Origin of the sequence: Pseudomonas sp. URMO17WK12:I9, from assembly GCF_900230165.1 — a bacterium.
Lineage (GTDB): Bacteria > Pseudomonadota > Gammaproteobacteria > Pseudomonadales > Pseudomonadaceae > Aquipseudomonas > Aquipseudomonas fulva.
Genome location: NZ_OCMQ01000001.1, coordinates 37,958 through 59,098, shown reverse-complemented (window position 1 = coordinate 59,098; position 21,141 = coordinate 37,958). Strand labels below are relative to the sequence as shown.

At 63.9% G+C, this 21,141-nt stretch carries 18 protein-coding genes; 8 read left to right on the top strand and 10 right to left on the bottom strand.

The genetic code is table 11. From position 1 onward, the window contains the following. Positions 1–102 precede the first annotated feature (102 nt). From CRP40_RS00275 to ptsP, 3 genes are read right to left on the bottom strand one after another with little or no spacing between them, the layout of a single operon-like run. The gene (locus tag CRP40_RS00275) at positions 103–1,836 is read right to left on the bottom strand and encodes a PTS fructose-like transporter subunit IIB (protein ID WP_027916580.1); all 1,734 of its coding nucleotides are present in this window, start codon (positions 1,834–1,836) and stop codon (positions 103–105) included. Next, positions 1,833–2,780 (bottom strand): 1-phosphofructokinase, encoded by a 948-nt coding sequence (pfkB, locus tag CRP40_RS00270; RefSeq protein WP_027916581.1) that lies wholly within the window; start codon positions 2,778–2,780, stop codon positions 1,833–1,835. Before pfkB ends, CRP40_RS00275 begins: the two co-directional genes overlap by 4 nt. After that, on the bottom strand, positions 2,781–5,633 hold the full coding sequence (gene ptsP, locus CRP40_RS00265; protein ID WP_027916582.1) for a phosphoenolpyruvate--protein phosphotransferase: 2,853 nt from the start codon (positions 5,631–5,633) through the stop codon (positions 2,781–2,783). Between the two features lie 284 nt (positions 5,634–5,917). Between ptsP and cra the strand changes: the two genes are divergently transcribed. Both cra and CRP40_RS00255 read left to right on the top strand, forming a co-directional pair. Beyond that, positions 5,918–6,913, top strand: coding sequence for a catabolite repressor/activator (gene cra, locus CRP40_RS00260; protein WP_023534675.1), 996 nt, complete (start codon positions 5,918–5,920; stop codon positions 6,911–6,913). Positions 6,914–6,915: 2 nt separating this feature from the next. Beyond that, on the top strand, positions 6,916–7,704 hold the full coding sequence (locus CRP40_RS00255; RefSeq protein ID WP_027916583.1) for a TatD family hydrolase: 789 nt from the start codon (positions 6,916–6,918) through the stop codon (positions 7,702–7,704). A 24-nt stretch (positions 7,705–7,728) separates the two neighbouring features. Here CRP40_RS00255 and ampE read toward each other — a convergent pair whose 3' ends face one another. The 3 genes from ampE to CRP40_RS00240 all read right to left on the bottom strand — a co-directional run bounded on the left by ampE (position 7,729) and on the right by CRP40_RS00240 (position 11,364). Next, positions 7,729–8,568 (bottom strand): regulatory signaling modulator protein AmpE, encoded by an 840-nt coding sequence (gene ampE / locus CRP40_RS00250; protein ID WP_027916584.1) that lies wholly within the window; start codon positions 8,566–8,568, stop codon positions 7,729–7,731. A 3-nt stretch (positions 8,569–8,571) separates the two neighbouring features. After that, a complete protein-coding gene (ampD, locus tag CRP40_RS00245; RefSeq protein ID WP_027916585.1) occupies positions 8,572–9,138 on the bottom strand; it encodes a 1,6-anhydro-N-acetylmuramyl-L-alanine amidase AmpD in 567 nt (188 codons plus the stop codon). A gap of 72 nt (positions 9,139–9,210) precedes the next feature. Beyond that, on the bottom strand, positions 9,211–11,364 hold the full coding sequence (locus CRP40_RS00240) for a DUF1631 domain-containing protein (RefSeq protein ID WP_027916586.1): 2,154 nt from the start codon (positions 11,362–11,364) through the stop codon (positions 9,211–9,213). Between the two features lie 241 nt (positions 11,365–11,605). Here CRP40_RS00240 and nadC point away from each other — a divergent pair, with 241 nt between their 5' ends. Then, positions 11,606–12,454 carry a carboxylating nicotinate-nucleotide diphosphorylase gene (nadC, locus tag CRP40_RS00235; protein ID WP_027916587.1) on the top strand — a complete coding sequence of 283 codons (849 nt, stop codon included), beginning with the start codon at positions 11,606–11,608 and terminating at the stop codon, positions 12,452–12,454. A gap of 32 nt (positions 12,455–12,486) precedes the next feature. On the opposite strand, the gene trxB is transcribed toward nadC, so the two are convergent. Further along, positions 12,487–13,449, bottom strand: coding sequence for a thioredoxin-disulfide reductase (gene trxB / locus CRP40_RS00230; RefSeq protein ID WP_027916588.1), 963 nt, complete (start codon positions 13,447–13,449; stop codon positions 12,487–12,489). Between the two features lie 288 nt (positions 13,450–13,737). On the opposite strand from trxB, the gene cysZ reads away from it, so the two are divergent. Beyond that, positions 13,738–14,502 (top strand): sulfate transporter CysZ, encoded by a 765-nt coding sequence (cysZ, locus tag CRP40_RS00225; RefSeq protein WP_027916589.1) that lies wholly within the window; start codon positions 13,738–13,740, stop codon positions 14,500–14,502. Between the two features lie 43 nt (positions 14,503–14,545). After that, entirely contained in the window at positions 14,546–14,761 is a 216-nt protein-coding gene (locus tag CRP40_RS00220) for a TIGR02450 family Trp-rich protein (protein WP_023534670.1), read from the top strand. A gap of 114 nt (positions 14,762–14,875) precedes the next feature. Here CRP40_RS00220 and CRP40_RS00215 read toward each other — a convergent pair whose 3' ends face one another. Beyond that, positions 14,876–16,192: a PAS domain-containing methyl-accepting chemotaxis protein gene (locus tag CRP40_RS00215; RefSeq protein ID WP_027916590.1), complete on the bottom strand. Its 1,317-nt coding sequence runs from the start codon at positions 16,190–16,192 to the stop codon at positions 14,876–14,878. A 173-nt stretch (positions 16,193–16,365) separates the two neighbouring features. On the opposite strand from CRP40_RS00215, the gene CRP40_RS00210 reads away from it, so the two are divergent. Beyond that, positions 16,366–17,556 carry a glycosyltransferase family 1 protein gene (locus CRP40_RS00210; protein WP_027916591.1) on the top strand — a complete coding sequence of 397 codons (1,191 nt, stop codon included), beginning with the start codon at positions 16,366–16,368 and terminating at the stop codon, positions 17,554–17,556. 38 nt (positions 17,557–17,594) lie between these two features. On the opposite strand, the gene CRP40_RS00205 is transcribed toward CRP40_RS00210, so the two are convergent. Together CRP40_RS00205 and CRP40_RS00200 are read right to left on the bottom strand one after the other, a co-directional pair. Beyond that, a complete protein-coding gene (locus CRP40_RS00205; RefSeq protein ID WP_027916592.1) occupies positions 17,595–18,077 on the bottom strand; it encodes a glutathione peroxidase in 483 nt (160 codons plus the stop codon). Between the two features lie 145 nt (positions 18,078–18,222). Next, positions 18,223–18,708 (bottom strand): peptidylprolyl isomerase, encoded by a 486-nt coding sequence (locus CRP40_RS00200; RefSeq protein WP_027916593.1) that lies wholly within the window; start codon positions 18,706–18,708, stop codon positions 18,223–18,225. Between CRP40_RS00200 and CRP40_RS00195 the strand changes: the two genes are divergently transcribed. Together CRP40_RS00195 and pta are read left to right on the top strand one after the other, a co-directional pair. After that, positions 18,707–19,009 (top strand): DUF3565 domain-containing protein, encoded by a 303-nt coding sequence (locus CRP40_RS00195; RefSeq protein WP_027916594.1) that lies wholly within the window; start codon positions 18,707–18,709, stop codon positions 19,007–19,009. The genes CRP40_RS00200 and CRP40_RS00195 overlap by 2 nt on opposite strands. Before the next feature lie 31 nt (positions 19,010–19,040). Beyond that, positions 19,041–21,128 carry a phosphate acetyltransferase gene (gene pta, locus CRP40_RS00190; protein ID WP_027916595.1) on the top strand — a complete coding sequence of 696 codons (2,088 nt, stop codon included), beginning with the start codon at positions 19,041–19,043 and terminating at the stop codon, positions 21,126–21,128. Positions 21,129–21,141 lie beyond the last annotated feature (13 nt).

Here is a 21,141-nt window from a genome sequence, read left to right as displayed (position 1 = left end):
GTCGGAGTTGACGTATTCATCGGATCGCCTTGCACTTCATGTGCAAGCCAGCAAGCCCGATGAACGGCATCCGTAGCCGAGAAGGCTTGCCGCTGAGCAACCCTACCCCTTGGCCGGCGCCACCATCAACTCGACGTTTTCATTCTTCTTGATCAGCGCATACACCACCGCCGTCAGCAAGCTGCCTGCGACAATCGCCAACAGGTACAACGCGGCATGGTTGATGGCGTTCGGGATCAGCAGAACGAACAGGCCACCGTGTGGCGCCATGAGCTTGCAACCAAAGTACATGGACAACGCTCCGGTCAGCGCGCCCCCTGCCAGGCTCGCCGGGATCACTCGAAGCGGGTCCTTGGCGGCGAATGGAATGGCCCCTTCGGAAATGAAGCACAGCCCCAGCGCCAACGCTGCCTTGCCTGCCTCCCGCTCGCTCTGGGCGAATTTGCGCCTGGCCAGGAACGTGGCAAGGCCCAGGCCGATCGGCGGCACCATGCCAGCGGCCATGGTGGCCGCCATCGGGGCATAGCTCGAAGAGGCCAGCAACCCTACCGAGAACGCATAGGCGGCCTTGTTGATCGGCCCGCCGAGGTCGATGCACATCATGCCACCGAGCAGCAGCCCCAGCAGGATCGCGTTGGTAGTGCCCATGCTGTCGAGAAACCGCGTAAGGCCTTCAAGCATGGCCGCCACGGGCTGCCCCACCACGTAGATCATCACCAGCCCGGTGAACAGGCTCGCCAGCAAAGGAATGATCAGGATCGGTTTGAGCGCCTCCAGGCTGGTGGGCAGCTTCGCCCAGCGGGCAATGGCCTTGGCGCTGTAGCCGGCCAGAAAGCCTGCCACGATGCCGCCAATGAAGCCGGCGCCCAGGGTGCTGGCCAGCAGACCGCCGATCATGCCTGGGGCCAACCCTGGCCGATCAGCGATGGACCAGGCGATATAGCCTGCCAGCAGTGGCACCATCAGTTTGAACGCCGCTTCGCCGCCGATCTGCATCAGCGCAGCCGGTAGCGTCCCCGCTTCCTTGTAAGCTTCGATGCCGAACACGAACGACAAGGCGATCAGCAGGCCCCCGGCCACGACCATGGGCAGCATGAACGAGACACCGGTCAGCAGGTGCTTGTAGACGCCGGTCTTTTCGCCCTTGCTGGCGGCGGCGCTGGCCGAAGCAGCCCCACCCTCCTCCACCTTGGCTTCGGCCAGCGCCTTGTCCAGGGTGGCGCGGGCCTGCTTGAGCGCAATGCCAGTACCGCAGCGGTAGATGCGCTTGCCCGCAAAGCGCGCGGCGGGCACCTCGATGTCAGCGGCCAGCAGCACCACGTCGGCCGCTGCGATGGCTTCGGCCGAAAGCGGGTTGCGTGCCCCGACCGAGCCTTGGGTTTCAACGGTGAGCTGGTACCCCATCTGCTGCGCGGCCTGTTGCAGGGCTTCGGCCGCCATGAAGGTGTGGGCGACGCCAGTCGGGCACGCAGTGACTGCAACGATACGCACTTCATCGCGGGTAGCGACATCCGGTGCTACGGCCGTCAGCGGCTGCGCATTGGCGGCTGCTTCGTCGAGAAAGCCTTCGCGGTCAGCCAATGCCTGGGACGGCGTGCTCTGATACACACGCTTGCCGACAAAACGGCTCAGGTCCACCGGGCCGGTGCTGACCACCAGCACCCAGTCGGCGGCAGCGATCTGTGCTGCGTCGAGCTGTCGTTCGGGATGCTCGGCATCCTGCACCTCGACCTGGGTGGTCCAGCCACGGCGCTGGGCCGCAGCCGCCAGCAGGCGAGCGCTGAGTACGCTCGATACCTGGCCATTGGGGCAGGCGGTGAGAATGACAATGTTCATTGGCAACCCTCTTGTTGTTCTGTCAGGCTCACGGCGGCTTGCAGGCGGGCCAACTGGTCATGGTCATTGATGCCGAAACCCACCTGGGTGACGGCCTGTGCGGCGATGGCGGTGGCGCGGGCCAAGGTGCGCGACGCGGCCTCACCCTGCAACAGCCCGTGGACCATGCCGGCCACGAGAGAGTCCCCGGCACCGACCGTGCTGGCCACGTTCACCTTGGGCGGTACCGCCACCAGGGTGAAGTTCCGGGCGAACCAGCGCACCCCGTGCTCGCCGGCCGACACCACCACATGCTCGACGCCCTCGTCCAGTAGCTGGCGGGCAGCCAGTCGCTGTTGGCCGACATCGTCCACGGGCGTGCCCAGGGCTTCGCCCAATTCTTCGGTATTGGGCTTGACCAGCCATGGCAGGCTTTGCAGACCGACGCGCAGCGCCTGGCCGCTGGTGTCGAGCGCCACTTTCAAACCCATCGCCTTGAGTTCATCGAGCAAGTCACCAAACCATTGAGGGCTGATCCCGCGTGGCAGGCTGCCAGCAACGACCACGGCATCGTGCCCCGGCGCGTGCTGGCGCAACAGGCGCAGCAAGGCATCGCAAGCGGCCGCGTCCACTTCCGGGCCCAAACCGTTGATGTCGGTGACGCGGCCATCGGCCTCGACCAGCTTGAGGTTGCTGCGGGTTTCCCCAGGCACGCGCACGAAGCAATCGCAGAAGCCGCGCCAGTCGATCAGCGCTTCGAACGCCGGCAGGTTGTCCTGCCCGAGAAAGCCACTGACGGTCACGCTATGGCCCAGGTCGGCCAGCACCTGGGCGACGTTCAGGCCCTTGCCAGCCGCGTGACTGTGCTGGGCCTGGCTGCGGTTGACGTGACCGGGGCGCAGGCTGTCGAGCCCGATGGTGATGTCCACGGCGGGGTTAAGGGTCAGGGTCAGGATCTTGGCCATTCAATAACGCTCCACCAGCGCGCGAACCGCGGCGGCGCTGTCTTGTTGCAAGGCCTCACGCGCCAAGGCGCGGGCTGTACGGGAATCGGCCTGGCGCACCAGGGCCTTGACTTCGGCAACGCTGCGCGATGCCACGCTCAGCTCGTCCACTTCAAGCCCCAGCAGCACCGCGACGGCCTGCGGGTCAGCCGCCAGTTCGCCGCACACTCCCACCCACTTGCCATGGGCGTGGGCGGCGCGCACCGTCATGTCGATCAGGCTGAGGACCGAAGGGTGCAGCCCATCGGCCTGGGCGGACAGGCTGGGGTGGCCACGGTCGATGGCCAGGGTGTATTGGGTCAGGTCATTGGTGCCGATGCTGAAGAAGTCCACCTCGCGCGCCAGTTGCGGCGCCAGCAGGGCTGCCGAGGGCACCTCGACCATGATGCCCACCTGCAGGTCTGCCACGGGTATTTCCGTGCGCAGGCGCTCGACCATCGCACGGGCCTCGCGCCACTCGTGCATCTGCCCGACCATGGGGAACATGATGCGCAAAGGGCGTTGATCGGCGGCGCGCAGCAGGGCCCGCAGTTGGTCTTCCATCACCTGCGGGCGCTGCAGGGTCAGACGCACGCCGCGCACGCCGAGGAACGGGTTCTCTTCTGCGGCGATCGGCCAGTACGGCAGCGGTTTGTCGCCGCCTACGTCCAGGGTTCGCACCACCAGCGGGCGCCCGTCCAGGCCATCGAGCACGCGGCGGTACTCGGCTTCTTGGGTGGCCACATCCGGCGCCTGAGAGTGGGCCATGAAAATCAGTTCGGTGCGCAACAGGCCGACGCCTTCGGCCCCCTGCTCCACCACCTTGTCGATACCGCTGCTTTCACCGATGTTGGCGAAGACCTCAATGGCATGGCCATCACGGGTCACTGCCGGGTCGAAACGGTTGGCCCAGGCGGCTTGCAGACGCTGCTCGCGCACGTCACGCTCGGCCAGGGCACGCTGCAGCTCTTCGGCTGGCGGCGCGACGTTGACCACACCGCGTTGGCCGTCGAGCAGCAGCGGTGTGCCATTCTCGAGCAGCAGCACGCCGGGGCCTGCTCCGACTACGGCAGGAATACCCAGCGCCCGGGCGACGATGGCGCTGTGCGCGGTGGCGCCACCCTGGGCTGTAACAATACCGGCAACCCGCGCCGGGTCGAGCCTGGCGACATCGGAGGGTCCAACCTCGCTCATCACCAGCACGTAAGGTTGGTCAGGCTCGCTCTGCGTCTGGACGCCGCACAGCTGGGCCAATACGCGGCGACCCACATCGCGCAGGTCAGCGGCCCGTTCGGCCAGCAACGCGTCGTGCAGCGCTTCTTGCTGGCTGGCCGCTGATTCGATCACCGCCATCCACGCGGCGGCGGCACTTTCCCCTTGGGCCAGGCGCTGCTCGACGTCGTCGGTCAGGGCCGGGTCGGCCAGCATTTCCTGATGGGTGACGAAAATCTCGCCGATGGCCGCGTCGCTGCGCTGCACCAGCACCTGAAGGTCGGCACTGACGGTAGCCACGGCCTTGGTCAGTTTGTATCGTTCCTGATCGTACGACTCGCCGCGCAGCGGGTAGTCGAACGTGCGTTCGGTCACAACGTGGGCAGGGCCGCATGCGATACCTGGGGCAGCGCCCACACCCTGCACGCGGCTGCCGGCCGCCGGCGCCTTCGCCGTTTCGACTGCTGGCTGCGCAGGGGCCTCTGCAACAAGCGGCAGCGCTTCCACCTCCTCACCCAAACCCTGCTCGATGGCTGCCAGCAACGCAGGCAGGGCATCGGCGGCGATAGCAGGCTCGGCCACCAGCTCCAGTTCCTGGCCGCGGCGCGCGCCAAGGCTCAACAGCTTGCTCAGGCTTTTCACCGACACGCCAGGCTGACCGCTGTCGACCACGCGGACGCGAATGTCGCCCTCGAAACGTTTGGCCAGCTGCGCCAGCACCTTGGCTGGGCGAGCATGCAGGCCGTGGGCGTTGGCCAGCAGGATGCGCGCGCTCGGCCAGTCGGCAGGCGCCTCGCCGCCGAGCACTTCGAGCACGGCGCGGCTGCTGGTAGCCTGGTAAAGCATCTGCCCACGGCCTTCGATCAACACTTCGCACAACCGTTCGAGCAAGGCCTGGTGGGCAGCCCCCAGGCTGGCCAGGCAGAACAGACCCGTCAGGGGTTGATCGCGGTAGCGCACAGGTTGTGCCGGGGTGACGAAGGCCAGCCCTGGCTGGCGAACCTGACGTTCGCTGTGCAGCCACCACAAACCCTCTCCCAGCGGCAGCGGCTCTGCCTGTTGCAGTACGGCAGCAAAGCCGCTGTCCACGCAGTTGGCGCGCTGCAACAAGCGCGCACCGCGCCAGGCCAGCTCATCGAAATCTTCGGCTGGAAGGTTCAAGGCGACCAACTGCGCATCGAGCGCCAACTCCTGCGGTGCACCCTGCAGCAGTTTGAGCAAGGCCTCGGCCGAGCCCGCACGGCGCAGGGCCTCGGCCAGATCGGTTTCGCCCAGGGCGCGGGTCAGTAATTGCAGCAGGCGCAAGTGCTCGTCAGAGCGCGCAGCGATACCAATGGCCAAGTACACAATCTGCCCATCGCCCCAGTCCACACCCTCGGGAAACTGCAACAGACGCACGCCTGTGGTGTGCACCAGGTCGCGGGTCTGCGGCGTACCGTGAGGGATGGCGATGCCCTGGCCAAGGAACGTGGAACCTTGCGCCTCGCGGTCCTGCAACCCTTGCAGGTAGCCCTCGGCGACCAGTCCGTCGGCGACCAGGCGATCCGCCAGCAGGCGCAATGCGTGCGCCTTGTCGGGGGCCGTCTGGCCCATGGCTATCTGCTCCTTGGCGAGCTCGAGCATGACCTTCTCCCTTTGCAGTTCCCGGATGGGTACTGGAGTATTGTTGTGAAATTCACGGAAATGGCCAGTTCAACCGCCTTGCACAGGGGGCAGCAGATGCAGAAAATCAGGAGGCTGAAACGTTTAATCTGACCAGGCGGCCACGTTACTCGATAATCTGCTGATGAAAAAGCCCCATCCTGTCGGACAATTGCGACAATGGTCGCCTGCGCTCGCTGGGGTATCAGGGTCAAACTGCCTGGTCATCGCCCATAGCCAGCTTTGGTCATAACAAGGAAAACTCGGTGAAACTCAGCGATATCGCCCGTCTGGCCGGTGTGTCCGTCACCACCGCCAGTTACGTCATCAATGGCAAGGCCGAACAGCAACGCATCAGCAACAGCACCGTGGAGCGCGTGCAGGCGGTGGTGCAGGCCCATGGCTTCACGCCCAACCCCCAGGCCGCTGGTTTGCGCAGCCGGCACACCCGTACGCTCGGCTTCATTCTCCCGGACCTTGAGAACCCCAGCTATGCGCGTATTGCCAAGCGCCTTGAGCAAGGCGCCCGGGCCCGGGGCTATCAGTTGCTGATCGCCAGCAGTGACGACCAGCCCGACAGCGAACGCCAGTTGCAGCAGCTGTTCCGGGCACGCCGCTGCGATGCCTTGTTCGTCGCCAGCTGCCTACCGCCGCAAGACCAGAGCTACCGCGAACTGCAAGACAAGGGCCTGCCGGTCATCGCCATCGACCGCGGCCTGGACCCCCGGTATTTTTGCTCGGTGATCAGCGATGACCATGATGCCAGTCGTCGTCTGGCGGCCAGCCTGTTGAGCACCGCGCCAAGCAGCATCGCCTTGATCGGCGCACGCCCTGAACTGTCGGTCAGCCAGGCCCGCGCCGGTGGTTTCGACGATGCGCTGCAGGGCTTTGCCGGTGAGGTGCGCCGCTACCAGGGCGAAGCGTTCAGCCGAGAGTGCGGGCAGCGGCTCATGCAGCAATTGATCGATGAGCTGGGCCACCTGCCCGATGCCTTGATCACCACCTCGTACGTGCTCCTGCAGGGGGTGTTCGACGCGCTGCACGCCCAGCCCATCGAATCGCGCCGGTTGCAGCTGGGCACTTTCGGCGACAACCAACTGCTCGATTTCTTGCCGCTGCCGGTCAATGCCATGGCCCAGCGTCATGGTGACATGGCCGCCAAGGCACTGGAGCTGGCACTTGCCGCAATCGAAGACAAACGCTATGAACCCGGCGTGCATGCGGTAGCGCGTACCTTCAAGCAGCGAATCGACGCGCCATGAACCTGCGCCTGATCGACACCCACACGCACCTGGACTTCCCTGACTTCGACGCCGACCGCCCGAGCCTGATGGCCCGCGCAAGCGCGCGAGGCGTCGAGCGAATGGTGGTGCTGGGGGTTCATCAGGCCAACTTTCAGCGGGTATGGGACCTGGCCTGCAGCGACTCGCGCCTGGCGGCGGCGCTTGGCCTGCACCCGGTCTATCTTGAAGAGCATCAACCCAGCCACATCGAGCAGTTGCGTGCCTGGTTGGAGCGCTTGCGTGGCGACGGCCGTCTGTGTGCGGTGGGCGAGTTCGGACTGGATTACTACCTGCCTGAACTGGACAAGGTCCGTCAGCAACGGTTGTTCGAGGCACAGTTGCAAATGGCGTGCGATTTCCAGTTACCGGCCCTGCTGCACGTACGCCGCAGCCACGCCCAGGTGATTGCCGCCCTCAAGCGCTACAGGCCGATGCGGGCGGGTATCATCCATGCGTTCGCCGGCAGTTACGAAGAGGCACGTGAGTACATCAAGCTAGGCTTTCGGCTTGGGCTGGGCGGCGCGGCGACCTGGCCCCAGGCCGTGCGGCTGCGCCGTACGGTTGCCCGCTTACCGCTCGACAGCGTGGTGCTGGAGACCGACGCACCGGACATGGCGCCGGTCATGCATCCTGGGGTGCGCAACAGTCCCGAGCACCTGCCAGACATCGCACACTCGCTGGCCGAGTCGATGGGCGTGCCCGTCGAGCAATTGGCCGAAGCGAGCACGCGCAACGCCTGCGAGCTGTTTGGTTGGCAAGCCCTGGGCTGACTCGCACAGGCCCGGCCTACGTGGTCAGGCCAACACGGTCCACAACGCGAAAGCGGCATACCACAGCACACCACAACGCAGCACCAGGTCCCACAGGCTGTCCAGGCGCCGCGCCCCACCTTCATTGTCGCCGGCAGTGCCGGCATGACTGCCGTCATCTGCAATGCGCCCGATGCGGGCCACCAGGTGCGCGGCGCTGATATGCCAGTTCAACAGTTCGTGCAACATTTCGCGGGCAACGGCGACGAAGTTGCCGACCAAAGCAAAGCTCAATGCCACCACCCTGACCGGCACCCAGTCCATGAGGTGGCGAAGCTGCTCGGCACGTTGCTGGAGTGCGGGTCGCTGACTGTGCGCTTGGCACAACGCCAGAAGGCGGTAAGCTAGCGCGACGGCCGGGCCCAGTAGGAAGTACCAGAAGATGACGGCGAAAAAACCCTGATAGGCCTCCCACAGCAGCCTGCTTTGCAGGCGTTCGCGCAGGCTGCGTGGCCCATCGGCCACGACCCCCAGGTCACGTGCGGCCACGTGCAGCGCGGCCTGTTCATCGCCCCTGTGCCAGGCGTCACGCAAAGGCCCGAGGGAAGCCTTGGCATCGCCACGCCCCAGGCTATAGACCAGCACCAGAAGATGCACTGGCAAGGCCAGCAGGCCGTAGGCAACGGGCTCAAGCACATGCAACAGCAGTGACAGCACCACCACCGGCGCCAGCACCACAGCGGCCAGCACCCACCCTGCAGGCAGCCCACCTCTGCGCTCAAGGCGCGCCAGTTCGCCAAGGAAGAAACCGTCACGCTGGACCAGATGGCGCAAGCCCGAAAACTTCTCGAACCACAGCACCAGGATCAATACCAGAAAACTCATACTTCAGCCCTCATTGCGCTGTAACGCCTGGCGGTACCGCTCCCAGTCGAAGGCAGGGCCGGGGTCGGTCTTGCGCTGGGGGGCGATGTCGCTGTGCCCTTGAATACGCTCGGGGGTAATGGCCGGCCAGGCCTTACGGATGTGACGCGTCAAGCGGTCGAGGGTCAGGTACTGCGCCTCGGTATAGGGTATCTGGTCAGTGCCCTCGAGCTCGATGCCGATCGAGAAGTCGTTGCATCCCTCACGGCCGTCGAAACAGGAGACGCCCGCATGCCAGGCGCGGTCGTGCAACGAGACGAACTGGGTCACCGCGCCTCCACGCTCGATGAACAGGTGCGCAGATACCTTCAGGTGCTCGATGGTGGCGAAATAGGGGTGTGCGTTCGGATCGAGCCGGTTCTGGAAGAACGCCTGGACGTAACCGCCGCCGAAGTTGGCCGGCGGCAAGCTGATGTTGTGAAGCACCAGCAGAGAAATGTGCTCACCTTGCGGGCGAACATTGAAATTCGGTGAGGGGCAGTGGGTGATTCCGTCTCCGTGGAACCAGCCAGTGGCACGGTCCAATTGCATGGGGCCTGTCCTGAAAAGTGCTGCACAGAGCGTCAGTATGCCCTGCCGCCGCTGTCGTTGACACGGTAATCGTCACAAAGCGGCCTGCCCGCTCCTGCGTAAAGTCTCTATGACCGCTTCCAGGGCGCGCTCGAATAAAGGGCCGTCATCCAGTACGCGGACAGTGCCGGCTTCCAGGGCCTGGTCAAGGCCGGCGCCACTCCACTCCCGCACTTTCATGCCGCTGCGATTGGCAAAGACGAGCTTGTCGCAGCTGTCCAGGCGAGCCACTAACTTGCAGCGCTGGATGCCACCGTCATCGGACACTTCAATCCAGGTGCCCATGCGCAAGCGTTGCACCTTCTGCGAGACCTTGCCCTGCTCACCGGCCGGTTGCAGCCCAGGCCCGTCTGCCTCTTCGGCCAACGTCACCAGGATGTCCTGGGTAACCAGGATGTCGTCCTCGTCTATCTCGGCGTCACCTGCATAAGCACGTAGGTGCAGTTGTTGGAGTTTGCGGAAAAATTCACGGGTCACCAGCGAATCGGTGCCAACACTGGCCAGCCCATCGCGCAGTGACTTGAGCAACGGCGGTACCTGATGCATCAGGACCTGCGGCGCAAGCGATGGCATCACACTGGCCAGCAACGTATCGAGGGTCTGCAGAGCATTGCGCCAGCCCAGAGAGGTTTCTCCGTGCCTGAGCCAGGCCAGCATCATGACCTGGCTCCAGTTGTTGCTCAGCATCTGTACCACTGCCTGCGGCCACACACGTCCGCGCAGACGCTGGCTGAGCACCTGTTGCACCTGTCGCCTGGCGAGCGAGGCATTGGCCCGCCCTTCTTCGGCGTCCCGAGTGCGCTGCTCGAACAGCTCGGTACGCCGCCGTTCATGCTGGGTCTGCCCGAGAAAGTCCTCGAGCAGCTCACCGAACAGACGCGAGTCTTCGGCAAAATCGATGAGCAAGCGCTGAACCACATGTTCTGCGCGCAGTTGCAAGGCATCACCCTGCCCTTGCTCGCCCGGGTCGCAGCCGAGCCCCGCCGCCGCCAATTCGTTGAGCAGCCGTCGGGCGGGATGGCTGGCGCGGCTGAGCAGCCCCCTGTCCAGCAGCGCCACCTTGAGCAGCGGGATCTGCAGGCGCGCCAGCACTGCTCGCAGGCAAATGGGCAGATTGTCATCACTTGCAATGAACCTGAACACCTGCTCGATCAGGTTGATCATGTCTTCGTCGTCACCGCCAATGAAGCGGCGGGTACCGCTACGCACGCTGATGGTCAGCAGCAACTGCTCCAGTTGCTGGCCAAGGACGAAGTCATCAGCCGCGCCGGGCTCCGGCACATAGTGCTGCAGGTGTGAAAGCAACCGCAGCAGATCGGCCCTGCTGACCTGCTGGGCGCCGGCCGGTGCACCCAGGCGAGGCGCCAACACCCCACGTGTCGATCGCAGAAGCGGCTGCAGGGAGGCGAACAAGGCCTCGCCTGCGGTATCGTCGGCCGCTTCAGGCTCATGATAGGAACGCTCGTCCGGCTCCGCCAGCAAGCAACTGTCTCCAGCTCGTCGGCAAGGCGTCGGTGGCAGCTGCCCCAGCACACCTGCCGCAATCAGTACCCTGTTGGCTTCGCCATAGATGACTTGCGCGTCGCACAGCACGTACCGTTCGAACAGCTTGAGCAGCACCAGCTTTACGCGCGGTCCTACACCCAGGCTTTGCCCGGCTTCGAGAAAGCAGCGGCACAGGGCAATAGGGTTCAGGGGGTTGCACTGCTCAGGCACATGACGTTCGAGCAGCGTCTGCAAGCGCAGGCCCAGTTGCTGCAAGGCGACGCCATCACGGGCCTTCACTCTGGCAACCATCGCTTCCACCGCTACTGCGCGCTCGGACTGACCGGGGGTAGAAGACAAGGCGTGAACGATGGTTGCCGGGGCACGTTCAGGCTCAGGCTCGACCAAGCGCGCGAAGGCTTCATGGACGGTATCGAGAAACAGCCGCTCGATGCTCTTGCGTTTGAGCCGCAAGTCGCGCATGGCTTCGAAATACAGGTGCTGAGCGAACCGGTCAGCGGCCTTGTCCGCCATTTCGAACAGCGTATCGTCGGCATTGTCGAACAGCGCCTGCAAACCCTGACGCAGCTGCAAGGCGGCCTGATCGCGCACCTGCAGCAGCGCAATGGGCAGACTCGAAGGGGGCGTGCGCCGTCCATGTTCAGCCGCCGCCAAGGGCACTACCTTGCCCTCTTTGTGCATCCTGTACTCCTTGCAGGGTGTCGGGCCCAGATACGGCCGATTTCGCCAATAGCATGACGCCAAATATCAGACAGCATTATCGGGAATAATTCCTTTTACTGCCAGATACGTTTCCCTTGGTAAGTCTTGACCCTGAATAGGCAGTGGTTGCTCAACCCGCTGCGTCATGGCAACCGACCACCGGCTGTACACACCTGCGCCCTGCCCTATAATCGCGGGCATCTCGCTTGTGGAGCCAACCATGCCTAACCTACGCCTTGCCGACCTCACCGCCGAAATCGAAGCCAACGTGCGCCGCGCGTTGCTGGAGGACATCGGTAGCGGCGACATCACCGCCCAGCTCATCCCGGCCGAGCGGCTGGCCAAGGCAACGATCATTACTCGCGAAGGGTGTGTGGTAGCCGGTACGGCTTGGGTCGATGCGGTGTTTCGTCAACTCGACCCACGCGTAGCCGTGCACTGGCAGGTGGTCGACGGCGATCGCGCCCAGCCCAACCAGCCGCTGTTTCATCTGGAAGGCCCGGCGCGGGCGCTGCTCAGCGGCGAGCGCAGTGCGCTCAATTTCCTGCAGATGCTGTCCGGGGTTGCCACGCGTGCGCGCACATTGGCGGATCTGGTCGAAGGCACGCAGGTACGGTTGCTGGACACCCGCAAGACTTTGCCTGGCTTGCGCCTGGCGCAAAAATACGCAGTGACCTGTGGCGGCTGCTACAACCACCGCATAGGCCTGTATGACGCTTTCCTGATCAAGGAAAACCATATTGCAGCCTGTGGTGGCGTCGCTGAAGCGGTACACGCCGCCCACCGCATCGCCCCCGGCAAGCCGGTGGAAATCGAGGTGGAAAGCATGGAGGAATTGCATCAGGCGCTGAGCGCTGGCGCCGACATCATCATGCTCGATGAGCTGACGCTCGATGAGATGAAGCAAGCCGTCGGCATCACAGCCGGCAAGGCGAAGCTGGAGGCCAGCGGCGGCGTCAGCGAAACGACCCTGCGGGCCATTGCCGAAACCGGTGTGGATTACATCTCGATAGGTTCGATGACCAAGGATGTGCGAGCGGTCGACCTGTCGATGCGCCTTAGCTTGTAACACGGGGCCGCCAGGCGGCCCCGATCGAAGGATCAGAACGAGGCGTTGGCCAGGCCGTCCAGATAGCGCTCGACGTCCAGCGCAGCCATGCAGCCCGCACCGGCCGAGGTGATGGCCTGACGGTAGACATGGTCGGCCACGTCACCTGCGGCGAATACGCCCGCGACGTTGGTGGCAGTGGCGTTGCCTTCACGGCCGCCGCTGACCACCAGGTAGCCGTCCTTGAGGGTCAGCTGGCCTTCGAACAGCGAGGTATTCGGGGTGTGGCCGATGGCGATGAACACGCCGTCTACCTTGATCTCGTCGCTGCTGCCATCGTTGTTCTTCAAGCGCGCGCCGGTCACACCCATGTTGTCGCCCAGGACTTCATCCAGGGTAGCGTTCAGCTTGAGCTCGATCTTGCCTTCGGCAACGCGGGCATGCAGCTTGTCGATCAGGATCTTCTCGGCGCGGAAGGTATCGCGGCGGTGCACCAGGGTTACCTTGCTGGCGATGTTGGCCAGGTACAGCGCCTCTTCAACGGCCGTGTTGCCGCCGCCAACCACCGCGACCGGCTTGTTGCGGTAGAAGAAGCCATCGCAGGTGGCGCAGGCCGATACACCCTTGCCCATGAACGCTTCTTCCGACGGCAGGCCCAGGTAACGAGCGCTGGCGCCAGTGGCCACGATCAGGGCGTCGCAGGTGTAGGTGCCGCTGTCGCCGGTCAACGTGAACGGCTTGTTGGCCAGGTCTACGGCGTTGATGTGGTCGAAGACGATTTCAGTTTCGAAACGCTCGGCGTGTTCCTGCATGCGTTGCATCAGTGCAGGGCCGGTCAGGCCGTGCGGGTCGCCCGGCCAGTTGTCGACTTCGGTGGTGGTGGTCAACTGGCCACCGGCCTGCATGCCAGTGATCAGCAGCGGCTTGAGGTTGGCACGGGCCGCGTAGACCGCTGCGCTGTAACCGGCAGGGCCGGAGCCCAGAATGATGACGCGCGAATGACGTGCTTCGGACATGTCGAACTCCTGTCGAGCGGGCTGTAAGGGCCAGCTGTGCAAATGAAGTAGGGCCTACACCACGGGCAGGCCTGTGACGCTGAAATATGAGCGCACTGTAGCGAGGTGGCAAAGAGTAAGGAAATATCCTTAGACAATCCACCTCATAGCCATCGTCTATGCGCGTCTTTGCGTTGGCAGGGTCGAACCTTGGCTTTTGTTACCGCCGGTTTCACCCAGATGGCGCAGCTTCCGCATCACCCCGAAACTCGGTAATGTCTGCCGACTACCTTTTCTGCGGAGTGATACATGCAAGCCCCCGTTCTTTCCGGGCCGCAGTACCTGCGCGAAGGCCTGAAGCTGATCCTGAGCCCTGGCCTGCGCTTGTTCGTGCTGCTGCCGCTGACCATCAACCTGCTGCTGTTCGGTGGTCTCATCTATTTTGCCGGCCACCAGTTCAGCCAGTGGCTGGACGCGCTGGTGCCCACGCTGCCAAGCTGGCTGAGCTTCCTGACCTACATCCTCTGGCCCTTGTTCGTGGTGCTGCTGGTGTTGATGGTGTTCTTCACCTTCACCCTGGTGGCCAACATCATCGCGGCGCCGTTCAATGGCTTCTTGGCTGAAAAGGTGGAAGTGGTGGTGCGCGGCGACGATCATTTCCCGGCCTTCAGCTGGGCAGAGCTGCTGGCGATGATCCCCCGCACACTGGGCCGCGAAATGCGCAAGCTCGGCTACTTCCTGCCACGCGCCACGGCCTTGTTCATCCTGTCGTTGATCCCGGTGGTCAACGTGGTCGCCGCGCCGCTTTGGCTGATTTTCGGCGTATGGATGATGGCCATCCAGTACATCGACTACCCGGCCGACAACAACAAGATGAGCTGGCAAGACATGCTCGCCTGGCTGCGGGAGAAGCGCTGGCAGTCCCTGGGCTTTGGCGGGGTGACCTACCTGGCGTTGCTGATCCCGGGGGTGAACGTGGTGATGATGCCGGCGGCGGTGGCGGGGGCGACGTTGTTCTGGGTGCGCGAGAACGGCAATGCGCGGGTCGTGAACACACCTACGCATCGAGCCTGAGCCTGCCCCAGGCGTAACCCTACCCCATCTACAGGAGCAGACCATGAACCGCTTCAGCCCCGCCAAACTAAAGCTGTCGAAATGGACCGCAACGCAGCCGGTAAACCGTGAAAAGCACTTCCTGGTCACCGACCTGGAGCATGACGAAGCGGGCGTGCTGCTGCGCGTGGAACTGCAGGCGGTGCACAGTGGGCGCAGCGAGTGGCTGGATTGGCGGGTGCTGCGCGACGCCCAGGTGTGGGCGATGGGCTGGCGGTGAGCGCGTAAACCGGCCGCGTGCCTTTCAGGCAGCGGCTAACCTTGTACGTCTCCAAGCAGACGGCTGCGTGTCGCTTGGTTCAGGGTCACCACTGGCCTGCAAAACTGCCCAGCATCACTGCCCCAGGCGGCTGGAGAACTGCCCCACCACATCCACCACCCGCCTGGCCCCTTCCTGGATTTCCTCGATCACGCTTCCGGTCTGGTCCGCCAGCGCGCGGCCTTCTTCGGCCTGACGCTTGCTGGTGTCGATGATCGACACCGCAGCCTGGGCCAACTGCTCGTTTTGCTGCACCACACGGGCTATTTCCTCGGTAGCCGTACTGGTGCGCGAGGCCAGTTGACGCACCTCATCGGCCACCACCGCAAAGCCCCGCCCCTGCTCGCCAGCGCGGGCGGCTTCGATGGCGGCGTTGAGCGCCAGCAGGTTGGTCTGCCCGGCGATATCGCTGATGGTCTTGATGATCGAACCAATGACCCGCGACTGGGTGTCCAGCGCCTGGATGCCGTCGGCAGCCTGAAGCATCGAGGCTTCCAGCCCGCGCATGACGCTGACGCTCTGCCCGACCACCTCGGTGGCCCGGCGGGCGCTGGTGTCCGTTTCCCGCGAGGTGTTGTAGGCAACGTCCGCCGCCTGGGCCACTGCTTGCTCCTGGTTCACCTGTTCGGTGATGACCGTGGCGAACTTGACCACTTTGTAGAGCTCATCGTGGGCGTTGAAGATCGGGTTGTAGGACGCTTCCAGCCAGATTACCCGGCCGTGAGCATCGATCCGCCGAAAGCGCTCGGCAATGTATTCACCGCGACGAAGCTTGTCCCAGAATGCCTGGTAGCCCGGTGCATTGACCTCGGCAGGTTCGCAGAACATACGGTGGTGCTTGCCACGGATTTGATCCAGCCGGTACCCCACTGCCGACAGGAAGCGTTCGTTGGCGGTCAGGATCATGCCATCGAGGTCGAACTCGATGACCGCCGTCGAGCGCATCAACGCCTTGATCAGGCTCTCGTGCTCGCGGGAGGTGACGATGGTGCGGGTCAGGTCGCTCGAATGCAGGGTGAAATACTTGATGCGCCCGTCGCTACCCTTCACAGGTTGCAGGATCGTACGCAGCCAGGCTTCCTGGCCGTCCCCGCGCAGCAGGCGAAACGCGCCATTGAAATGCTCGCCCCGGCTGATGGCATTTTTCATGCGCTGGTGAAAATCCAGCGACTTGACGTGGGCAGGCACGATGTCTTCGATGTTGCGCCCAAGCAATTGGTCGGTCCTATACAGCATCTCGGTTTCGAAATTGCCATTGACCAGTTCGATCCGACCGGCCGGATCGAGTTGCAGCACCAGCATTTCGCTGTCAAGGCTGCTCTTGATCTGGTCGATGATCATCAGTTCTTCACGCAACTGCCGGATTTCTTGCTTGAGCTTGTTGTTGAACATCACCGCTCTCCTGGAGCGTGGGGGCGAATGCAACTGCATCGGCGGGGAACTGCGCCTCTTGAGTGCAGCCTCGATGAATATTCGTGCGCGTCATCGGCCGTCGTGAGCCATGCATCATGCAGGCGTCACCTCGCCGTCATACCCCGGCAATGCAGCAAGTGGATAGTCAGTTCATGAACACACCTGCTCTGCACATCTGCCTCGTCAGCGACACCTTCGCCCCGCACATCAACGGCGTGGCCTGCATTCTTTTGAACCTGAGCGAAGGGCTGCGCCTGCGTGGCCATCAGGTCAGCGTCGTCCGCCCTCGCCAGCCAGGGGAGCAGGCTTCGAGCCACAACCCTGGCGTGAGACTGTGGCGCGACTGGCCACTGCCCGGCTACCCGGGGTTGCAACGGAGTAGGGTGTCCCTGCATACGCTAACAAGGCACTGGCGCCGGCAACGGCCTGATGTCATCTACATCGCCACTGAAGGCCCCGTGGGGCTGAGCGCATTGCGCACCGCTCGGCGGTTAGGGATCGCCGTTGTCAGCGGATTGCATACCCACGTTGCGCACCCTTCAGGGCAATACGGCATGGGCGTGGTAGCACGCCTGCTAAGCCTTTACCTGCGCTGGTTTCATCACCGGGCCGTCTTGACCCTCGTGCCCAGCTTGAACCAACAGCGTTGGCTCGAGCGCCGCGGCTTCGAGCGGCTGGTGCACATGGAGCGCGGCGTAGATGCGGAGCTGTTCAACCCGGCTCGTCGCAGCCAGGCGCTGCGCGAACGCTGGGGGCTGGGCCACGATGATATCGCCGTCCTGCATGTGGGACGGTTGGCACCGGAGAAAAACCTGGGGCTTTTGCAAAGCTGTTTCGAAGCTCTGCAGCGGGCTCTGCCACAGCGAAGATTACGCCTGATCCTGGTGGGGGACGGGCCACTGCGGGGGAAGCTGCTGCAGCAGGTCCCCGAGGCTGTCTTATGCGGGGTCCAGCGAGGCGAACAACTGGCCGAGCACTATGCCAGCAGTGATCTGTTTCTGTTTCCGAGCCTGACCGAGACGTTTGGCAATGTGGTGCTCGAAGCCATGGCGTCAGGGTTGGCGGTGGTCGCTTATGACCAGGCAACGGCCGCGCAGCACATCGGCCATGGCCACAATGGTGCGCTGGCCATGCCAGGCGACGTGGCAGCATTCATCGATGCTGCTTGCTGGCTGCTGCAAGACAGCGAGACCCTGCGGCGGGTGAGGCTCAATGCGCGGCAGCATGCCAGCCATCAGGGGTGGTCGAAAATCGTCGATCAGTTCGAAGCGCACCTGCTCAGCGCCTCACTGAGCACTCATGGGCGCCAAGCTACCTCGATGCAGCCACTGCCGCCGCTGTGAAGCCACCGCCGCGGCCAAGGCGAGCACCCGGTGCGTGATTAGCCAAGGGCCTTCTCGATGGCCTGGACCACCGCAGGATCATCCGGCGCCGTGCGTGGGGAGAAGCGCGCCAATACCCGCCCGTCCTTGCCCACCAGGAATTTCTCGAAATTCCAGGTGATGTCCCCCGGAAACTCCGCGCCCTCGCCCGCCAGAAGGCGATACATCGAGTGACGCTGGGGCCCATTCACATCGAGCTTGGCGCTCAGCGGAAAGCTCACGCCATAGTTCACGCGGCAGAACGCCTGGATCTGCGCTTCGCTGCCCGGCTCCTGCCCTGCGAACTGATTGCAGGGCAGGCCAAGGACCGTGAAACCTTTGTCCTTGTACGTTTGGTAGAGCTGCTCAAGCGCCGCGTACTGAGGTGTCAGGCCGCACTTGGAGGCCACGTTGACCACCAGCACTACCTGCCCCTTGTACGGTTTCAAGGACAGATCGCCACCGTCAAGCGCGTTCAACTTCAGGTCGTGAAATGCACTCATGCTGTAATCCCCTTTTCAGGTCGCCGACGGCACCTGGGCAAATTGCGCCCACTAAAAAGGCGTTCGTTCAAGCCGTCGCCTTCCTTGGGAAGGCAGGGCGGCTTGCCCGAACGCCTGGCGACTTTCTGAGCTTAGCGCAGAAAGATCAGTGGTGATGGCCACCTTCACCGTGGATGTGACGGTGAGCAATTTCTTCTTCGCTGGCGTCACGCACGTTAACGACCTTGACCTGGAAGTTCAGGCGCTGGCCGGCCAGTGGGTGGTTGCCATCGACGGTCACGTCGTCGCCGTCCACGTCACGGATGGTCACGATCTGCATCTGGCCATCGGGGGCCGATGCGTGGAACTGCATGCCCACTTCCAGCTCGTCGACGCCTTCGAACAGGCTGCGGTTCAGGGTGCTGACCAGCTCGGCCAGGTATTCGCCGTAGGCGTCTTCAGGCTCGATGGAAACGGTCAGCTCGTCGCCGGCCTGCTTGCCTTCCAGGGCCTTTTCCAGGCCTGGGATGATGTTGCCGGCACCTTGCAGGTAAACCAGCGGCGCGCCACCGGCGGAGCTGTCGATGGTCTCCCCGGCGTCGTTAGTCAGGGTATAGTCGATGGAGACAGCCTTGTTGGCGGCGATCAGCATGGGGCAAGACCTTTTGCAAAAGAATGTAGAACGCACAAGTGTAACCAAGCCATCGCCCGATTGCGAACCTCGCCTGGATCCGCCCATGTCCATCAGTCGGATCATCGGTTTTTCCCAGGATGCCGAAGGCCACTGGTTCGTCCAGTTGAGCTGTGGCCACACCCAGCACCTGCGCCACGTGCCGCCCTGGCAACTGCGCCCATGGGTGCTCGACCCCGAACAGCGTGCGCAGCGCATCGGCCAGGCGTTCCCGTGCGGTTGGTGCGCACAGGGTCCCGATAGCGCTACCCTTGATCGCTGATCCCTTGCACCGCTTATTTCGAGAAGCACGCATGCAGACTTTTTTCATCGCACCAACCGACTTTGGCGTCGGCCTTACGTCCATCAGCCTGGGCCTTGTGCGCACGCTGGAGCGCGCCGGCCTGAAAGTGGGCTTCTTCAAGCCTGTTGCCCAGCCCCACCCAGGCGACACCGGCCCGGAGCGCTCCACCGAGCTGATCGCACGTACCCATGGCATCATGCCGCCGACGCCGTTGAGCCTTGCCCAGGTCGAACGGATGCTGGGCGATGGCCAGCTGGACGAACTGCTCGAGTCGATCGTTCGCTTGTACCAGCAGGCGTGTGTGGGCAACGACGTGGTCGTGGTCGAGGGCATGGTCCCTACCCGTCACGCCAGCTACGCAGCACGCGTAAACCTGCACCTTGCCAAGAGCCTGGATGCCGAAGTGATCCTGGTATCTGCCGCCGAACAGGAAGTGCTCAGTGAACTGTCCGGCAGGGTCGAGCTACAGGCCCAGCTGTTCGGAGGTCCGCGCGACCCCAAGGTGCTGGGCGTGATTCTGAACAAGGTGCGCACCGACCAGAGCATGGAGCAATTCTCGACGCGCCTGCGTGAGCACTCGCCGCTGCTGCGCGGCGATGACTTCCGCTTGATCGGCTGCATTCCCTATCAACCAGAGCTCAACGCCCCGCGCACGCGCGATGTGGCAGAGCTGCTCGGGGCCCAGGTCCTCAATGCCGGTGACTACGAACAGCGGCGCATGACCAAGATCATCATCTGCGCCCGCACGGTGGCCAACACCGTACCGCTGCTGACATCCGGGACCTTGGTGGTGACGCCCGGCGATCGCGACGACATCATCCTTGCCGTGAGCCTGGCAGCCATCAACGGCGTGCCGTTGGCAGGCCTGCTGCTGACCAGCGACAGCAAGCCCGATGCGCGTATCCTGGGGCTGTGCCGCGGAGCGCTGCAGGCCGGGTTGCCGATCCTGTCGGTCAGCACAGGGTCCTACGACACCGCAAACCAGCTCAATGCCCTGAACCGGGAAATCCCGGTCGATGACCGCGAGCGTGCCGAGTTCATCACCGACTTCGTGGCCAGCCACCTCGACGGCGCCTGGTTGAGCCAGCGCTGCGGCGCGCCGCGCGAGATGCGCCTGTCGCCAGCCGTGTTCCGCTATCAACTGATCCAGCGCGCGCAGCAGGCCAACAAACGTATCGTCCTGCCCGAAGGTGCCGAGCCGCTGCTGGTGCAGGCAGCGGCCATCTGCCAGGCTCGCGGCATTGCCCGCTGCGTGCTGCTCGCCAAGCCTGAAGCGGTCGATGCCGTGGCCCGCGCACAGGGCATCACCCTGCCCGAAGGGTTGGAAGTTTTGGACCCGGACCTGATCCGCCAGCGCTATGTCGAGCCCATGGTGGCGCTGCGCAAAAGCAAGAACCTCAACGCACCGATGGCCGAGCAACAGCTCGAAGACCCGGTGGTCATCGGCACCATGATGCTAGCCCTGGATGAAGTCGATGGCCTGGTCTCGGGCCTGGTGCACTCGACGGCCAACACCATCCGCCCTGCATTGCAGTTGATCAAGACCGCACCGGGCGCCAGCCTGGTCTCTTCGGTCTTCTTCATGTTGTTCCCGGACCAAGTGCTGGTCTACGGCGACTGCGTGATGAACCCCCACCCCAATGCCGCCGAACTCGCCGAGATCGCGCGCCAGAGCGCTGCATCGGCGCTCACCTTCGGTATCACGCCACGGGTAGCGATGATCAGCTATTCGAGCGATTCGGCAAGCGACGAGGAAGTGGAAAAGGTGCGCGAGGCCACACGCATGGCCAGGGATGGCGGCGAGCAACTGATGATCGACGGGCCGCTGCAATACGATGCGGCCGTGAACCCTGCCGTTGCACGCGACCTGGCGCCGGGCAGTCAGGTGGCCGGCCGCGCCACGGTGTTCGTGTTTCCGGACCTGAACACCGGCAATACCACGCACAAGGCGGTGCAGCGCAGCACCGACGGCGTGAGCCTAGGGCCCATGCTGCAGGGGCTGCGCAAGCCAGTGAACGATCTACCGCGCGGGGCGCAGGTCGATGACATCGTGCACACCATTGCCCTGACCGCCATCCAGGCGAGCGAAGTGCGCTGAATGCGGGGGGCCA

Bases quoted from the DNA above. Each gene is read 5' to 3' on its own strand.
- CRP40_RS00220 (WP_023534670.1), top strand. From the start codon at position 14,546: ATGAACCGCTTCAGCCCCGCCAAACTAAAGCTGTCGAAATGGACCGCA.
- ampE (WP_027916584.1), bottom strand. From the start codon at position 8,568: ATGAGTTTTCTGGTATTGATCCTGGTGCTGTGGTTCGAGAAGTTTTCG.
- nadC (WP_027916587.1), top strand. From the start codon at position 11,606: ATGCCTAACCTACGCCTTGCCGACCTCACCGCCGAAATCGAAGCCAAC.
- CRP40_RS00205 (WP_027916592.1), bottom strand. From the start codon at position 18,077: ATGAGTGCATTTCACGACCTGAAGTTGAACGCGCTTGACGGTGGCGAT.
- CRP40_RS00275 (WP_027916580.1), bottom strand. From the start codon at position 1,836: ATGAACATTGTCATTCTCACCGCCTGCCCCAATGGCCAGGTATCGAGC.
- cysZ (WP_027916589.1), top strand. From the start codon at position 13,738: ATGCAAGCCCCCGTTCTTTCCGGGCCGCAGTACCTGCGCGAAGGCCTG.
- trxB (WP_027916588.1), bottom strand. From the start codon at position 13,449: ATGTCCGAAGCACGTCATTCGCGCGTCATCATTCTGGGCTCCGGCCCT.
- pfkB (WP_027916581.1), bottom strand. From the start codon at position 2,780: ATGGCCAAGATCCTGACCCTGACCCTTAACCCCGCCGTGGACATCACC.
- CRP40_RS00195 (WP_027916594.1), top strand. From the start codon at position 18,707: ATGGGGCAAGACCTTTTGCAAAAGAATGTAGAACGCACAAGTGTAACC.
- CRP40_RS00200 (WP_027916593.1), bottom strand. From the start codon at position 18,708: ATGCTGATCGCCGCCAACAAGGCTGTCTCCATCGACTATACCCTGACT.
- ampD (WP_027916585.1), bottom strand. From the start codon at position 9,138: ATGCAATTGGACCGTGCCACTGGCTGGTTCCACGGAGACGGAATCACC.
- pta (WP_027916595.1), top strand. From the start codon at position 19,041: ATGCAGACTTTTTTCATCGCACCAACCGACTTTGGCGTCGGCCTTACG.
- CRP40_RS00215 (WP_027916590.1), bottom strand. From the start codon at position 16,192: ATGTTCAACAACAAGCTCAAGCAAGAAATCCGGCAGTTGCGTGAAGAA.
- CRP40_RS00240 (WP_027916586.1), bottom strand. From the start codon at position 11,364: ATGCACAAAGAGGGCAAGGTAGTGCCCTTGGCGGCGGCTGAACATGGA.
- ptsP (WP_027916582.1), bottom strand. From the start codon at position 5,633: ATGCTCGAGCTCGCCAAGGAGCAGATAGCCATGGGCCAGACGGCCCCC.
- CRP40_RS00210 (WP_027916591.1), top strand. From the start codon at position 16,366: ATGAACACACCTGCTCTGCACATCTGCCTCGTCAGCGACACCTTCGCC.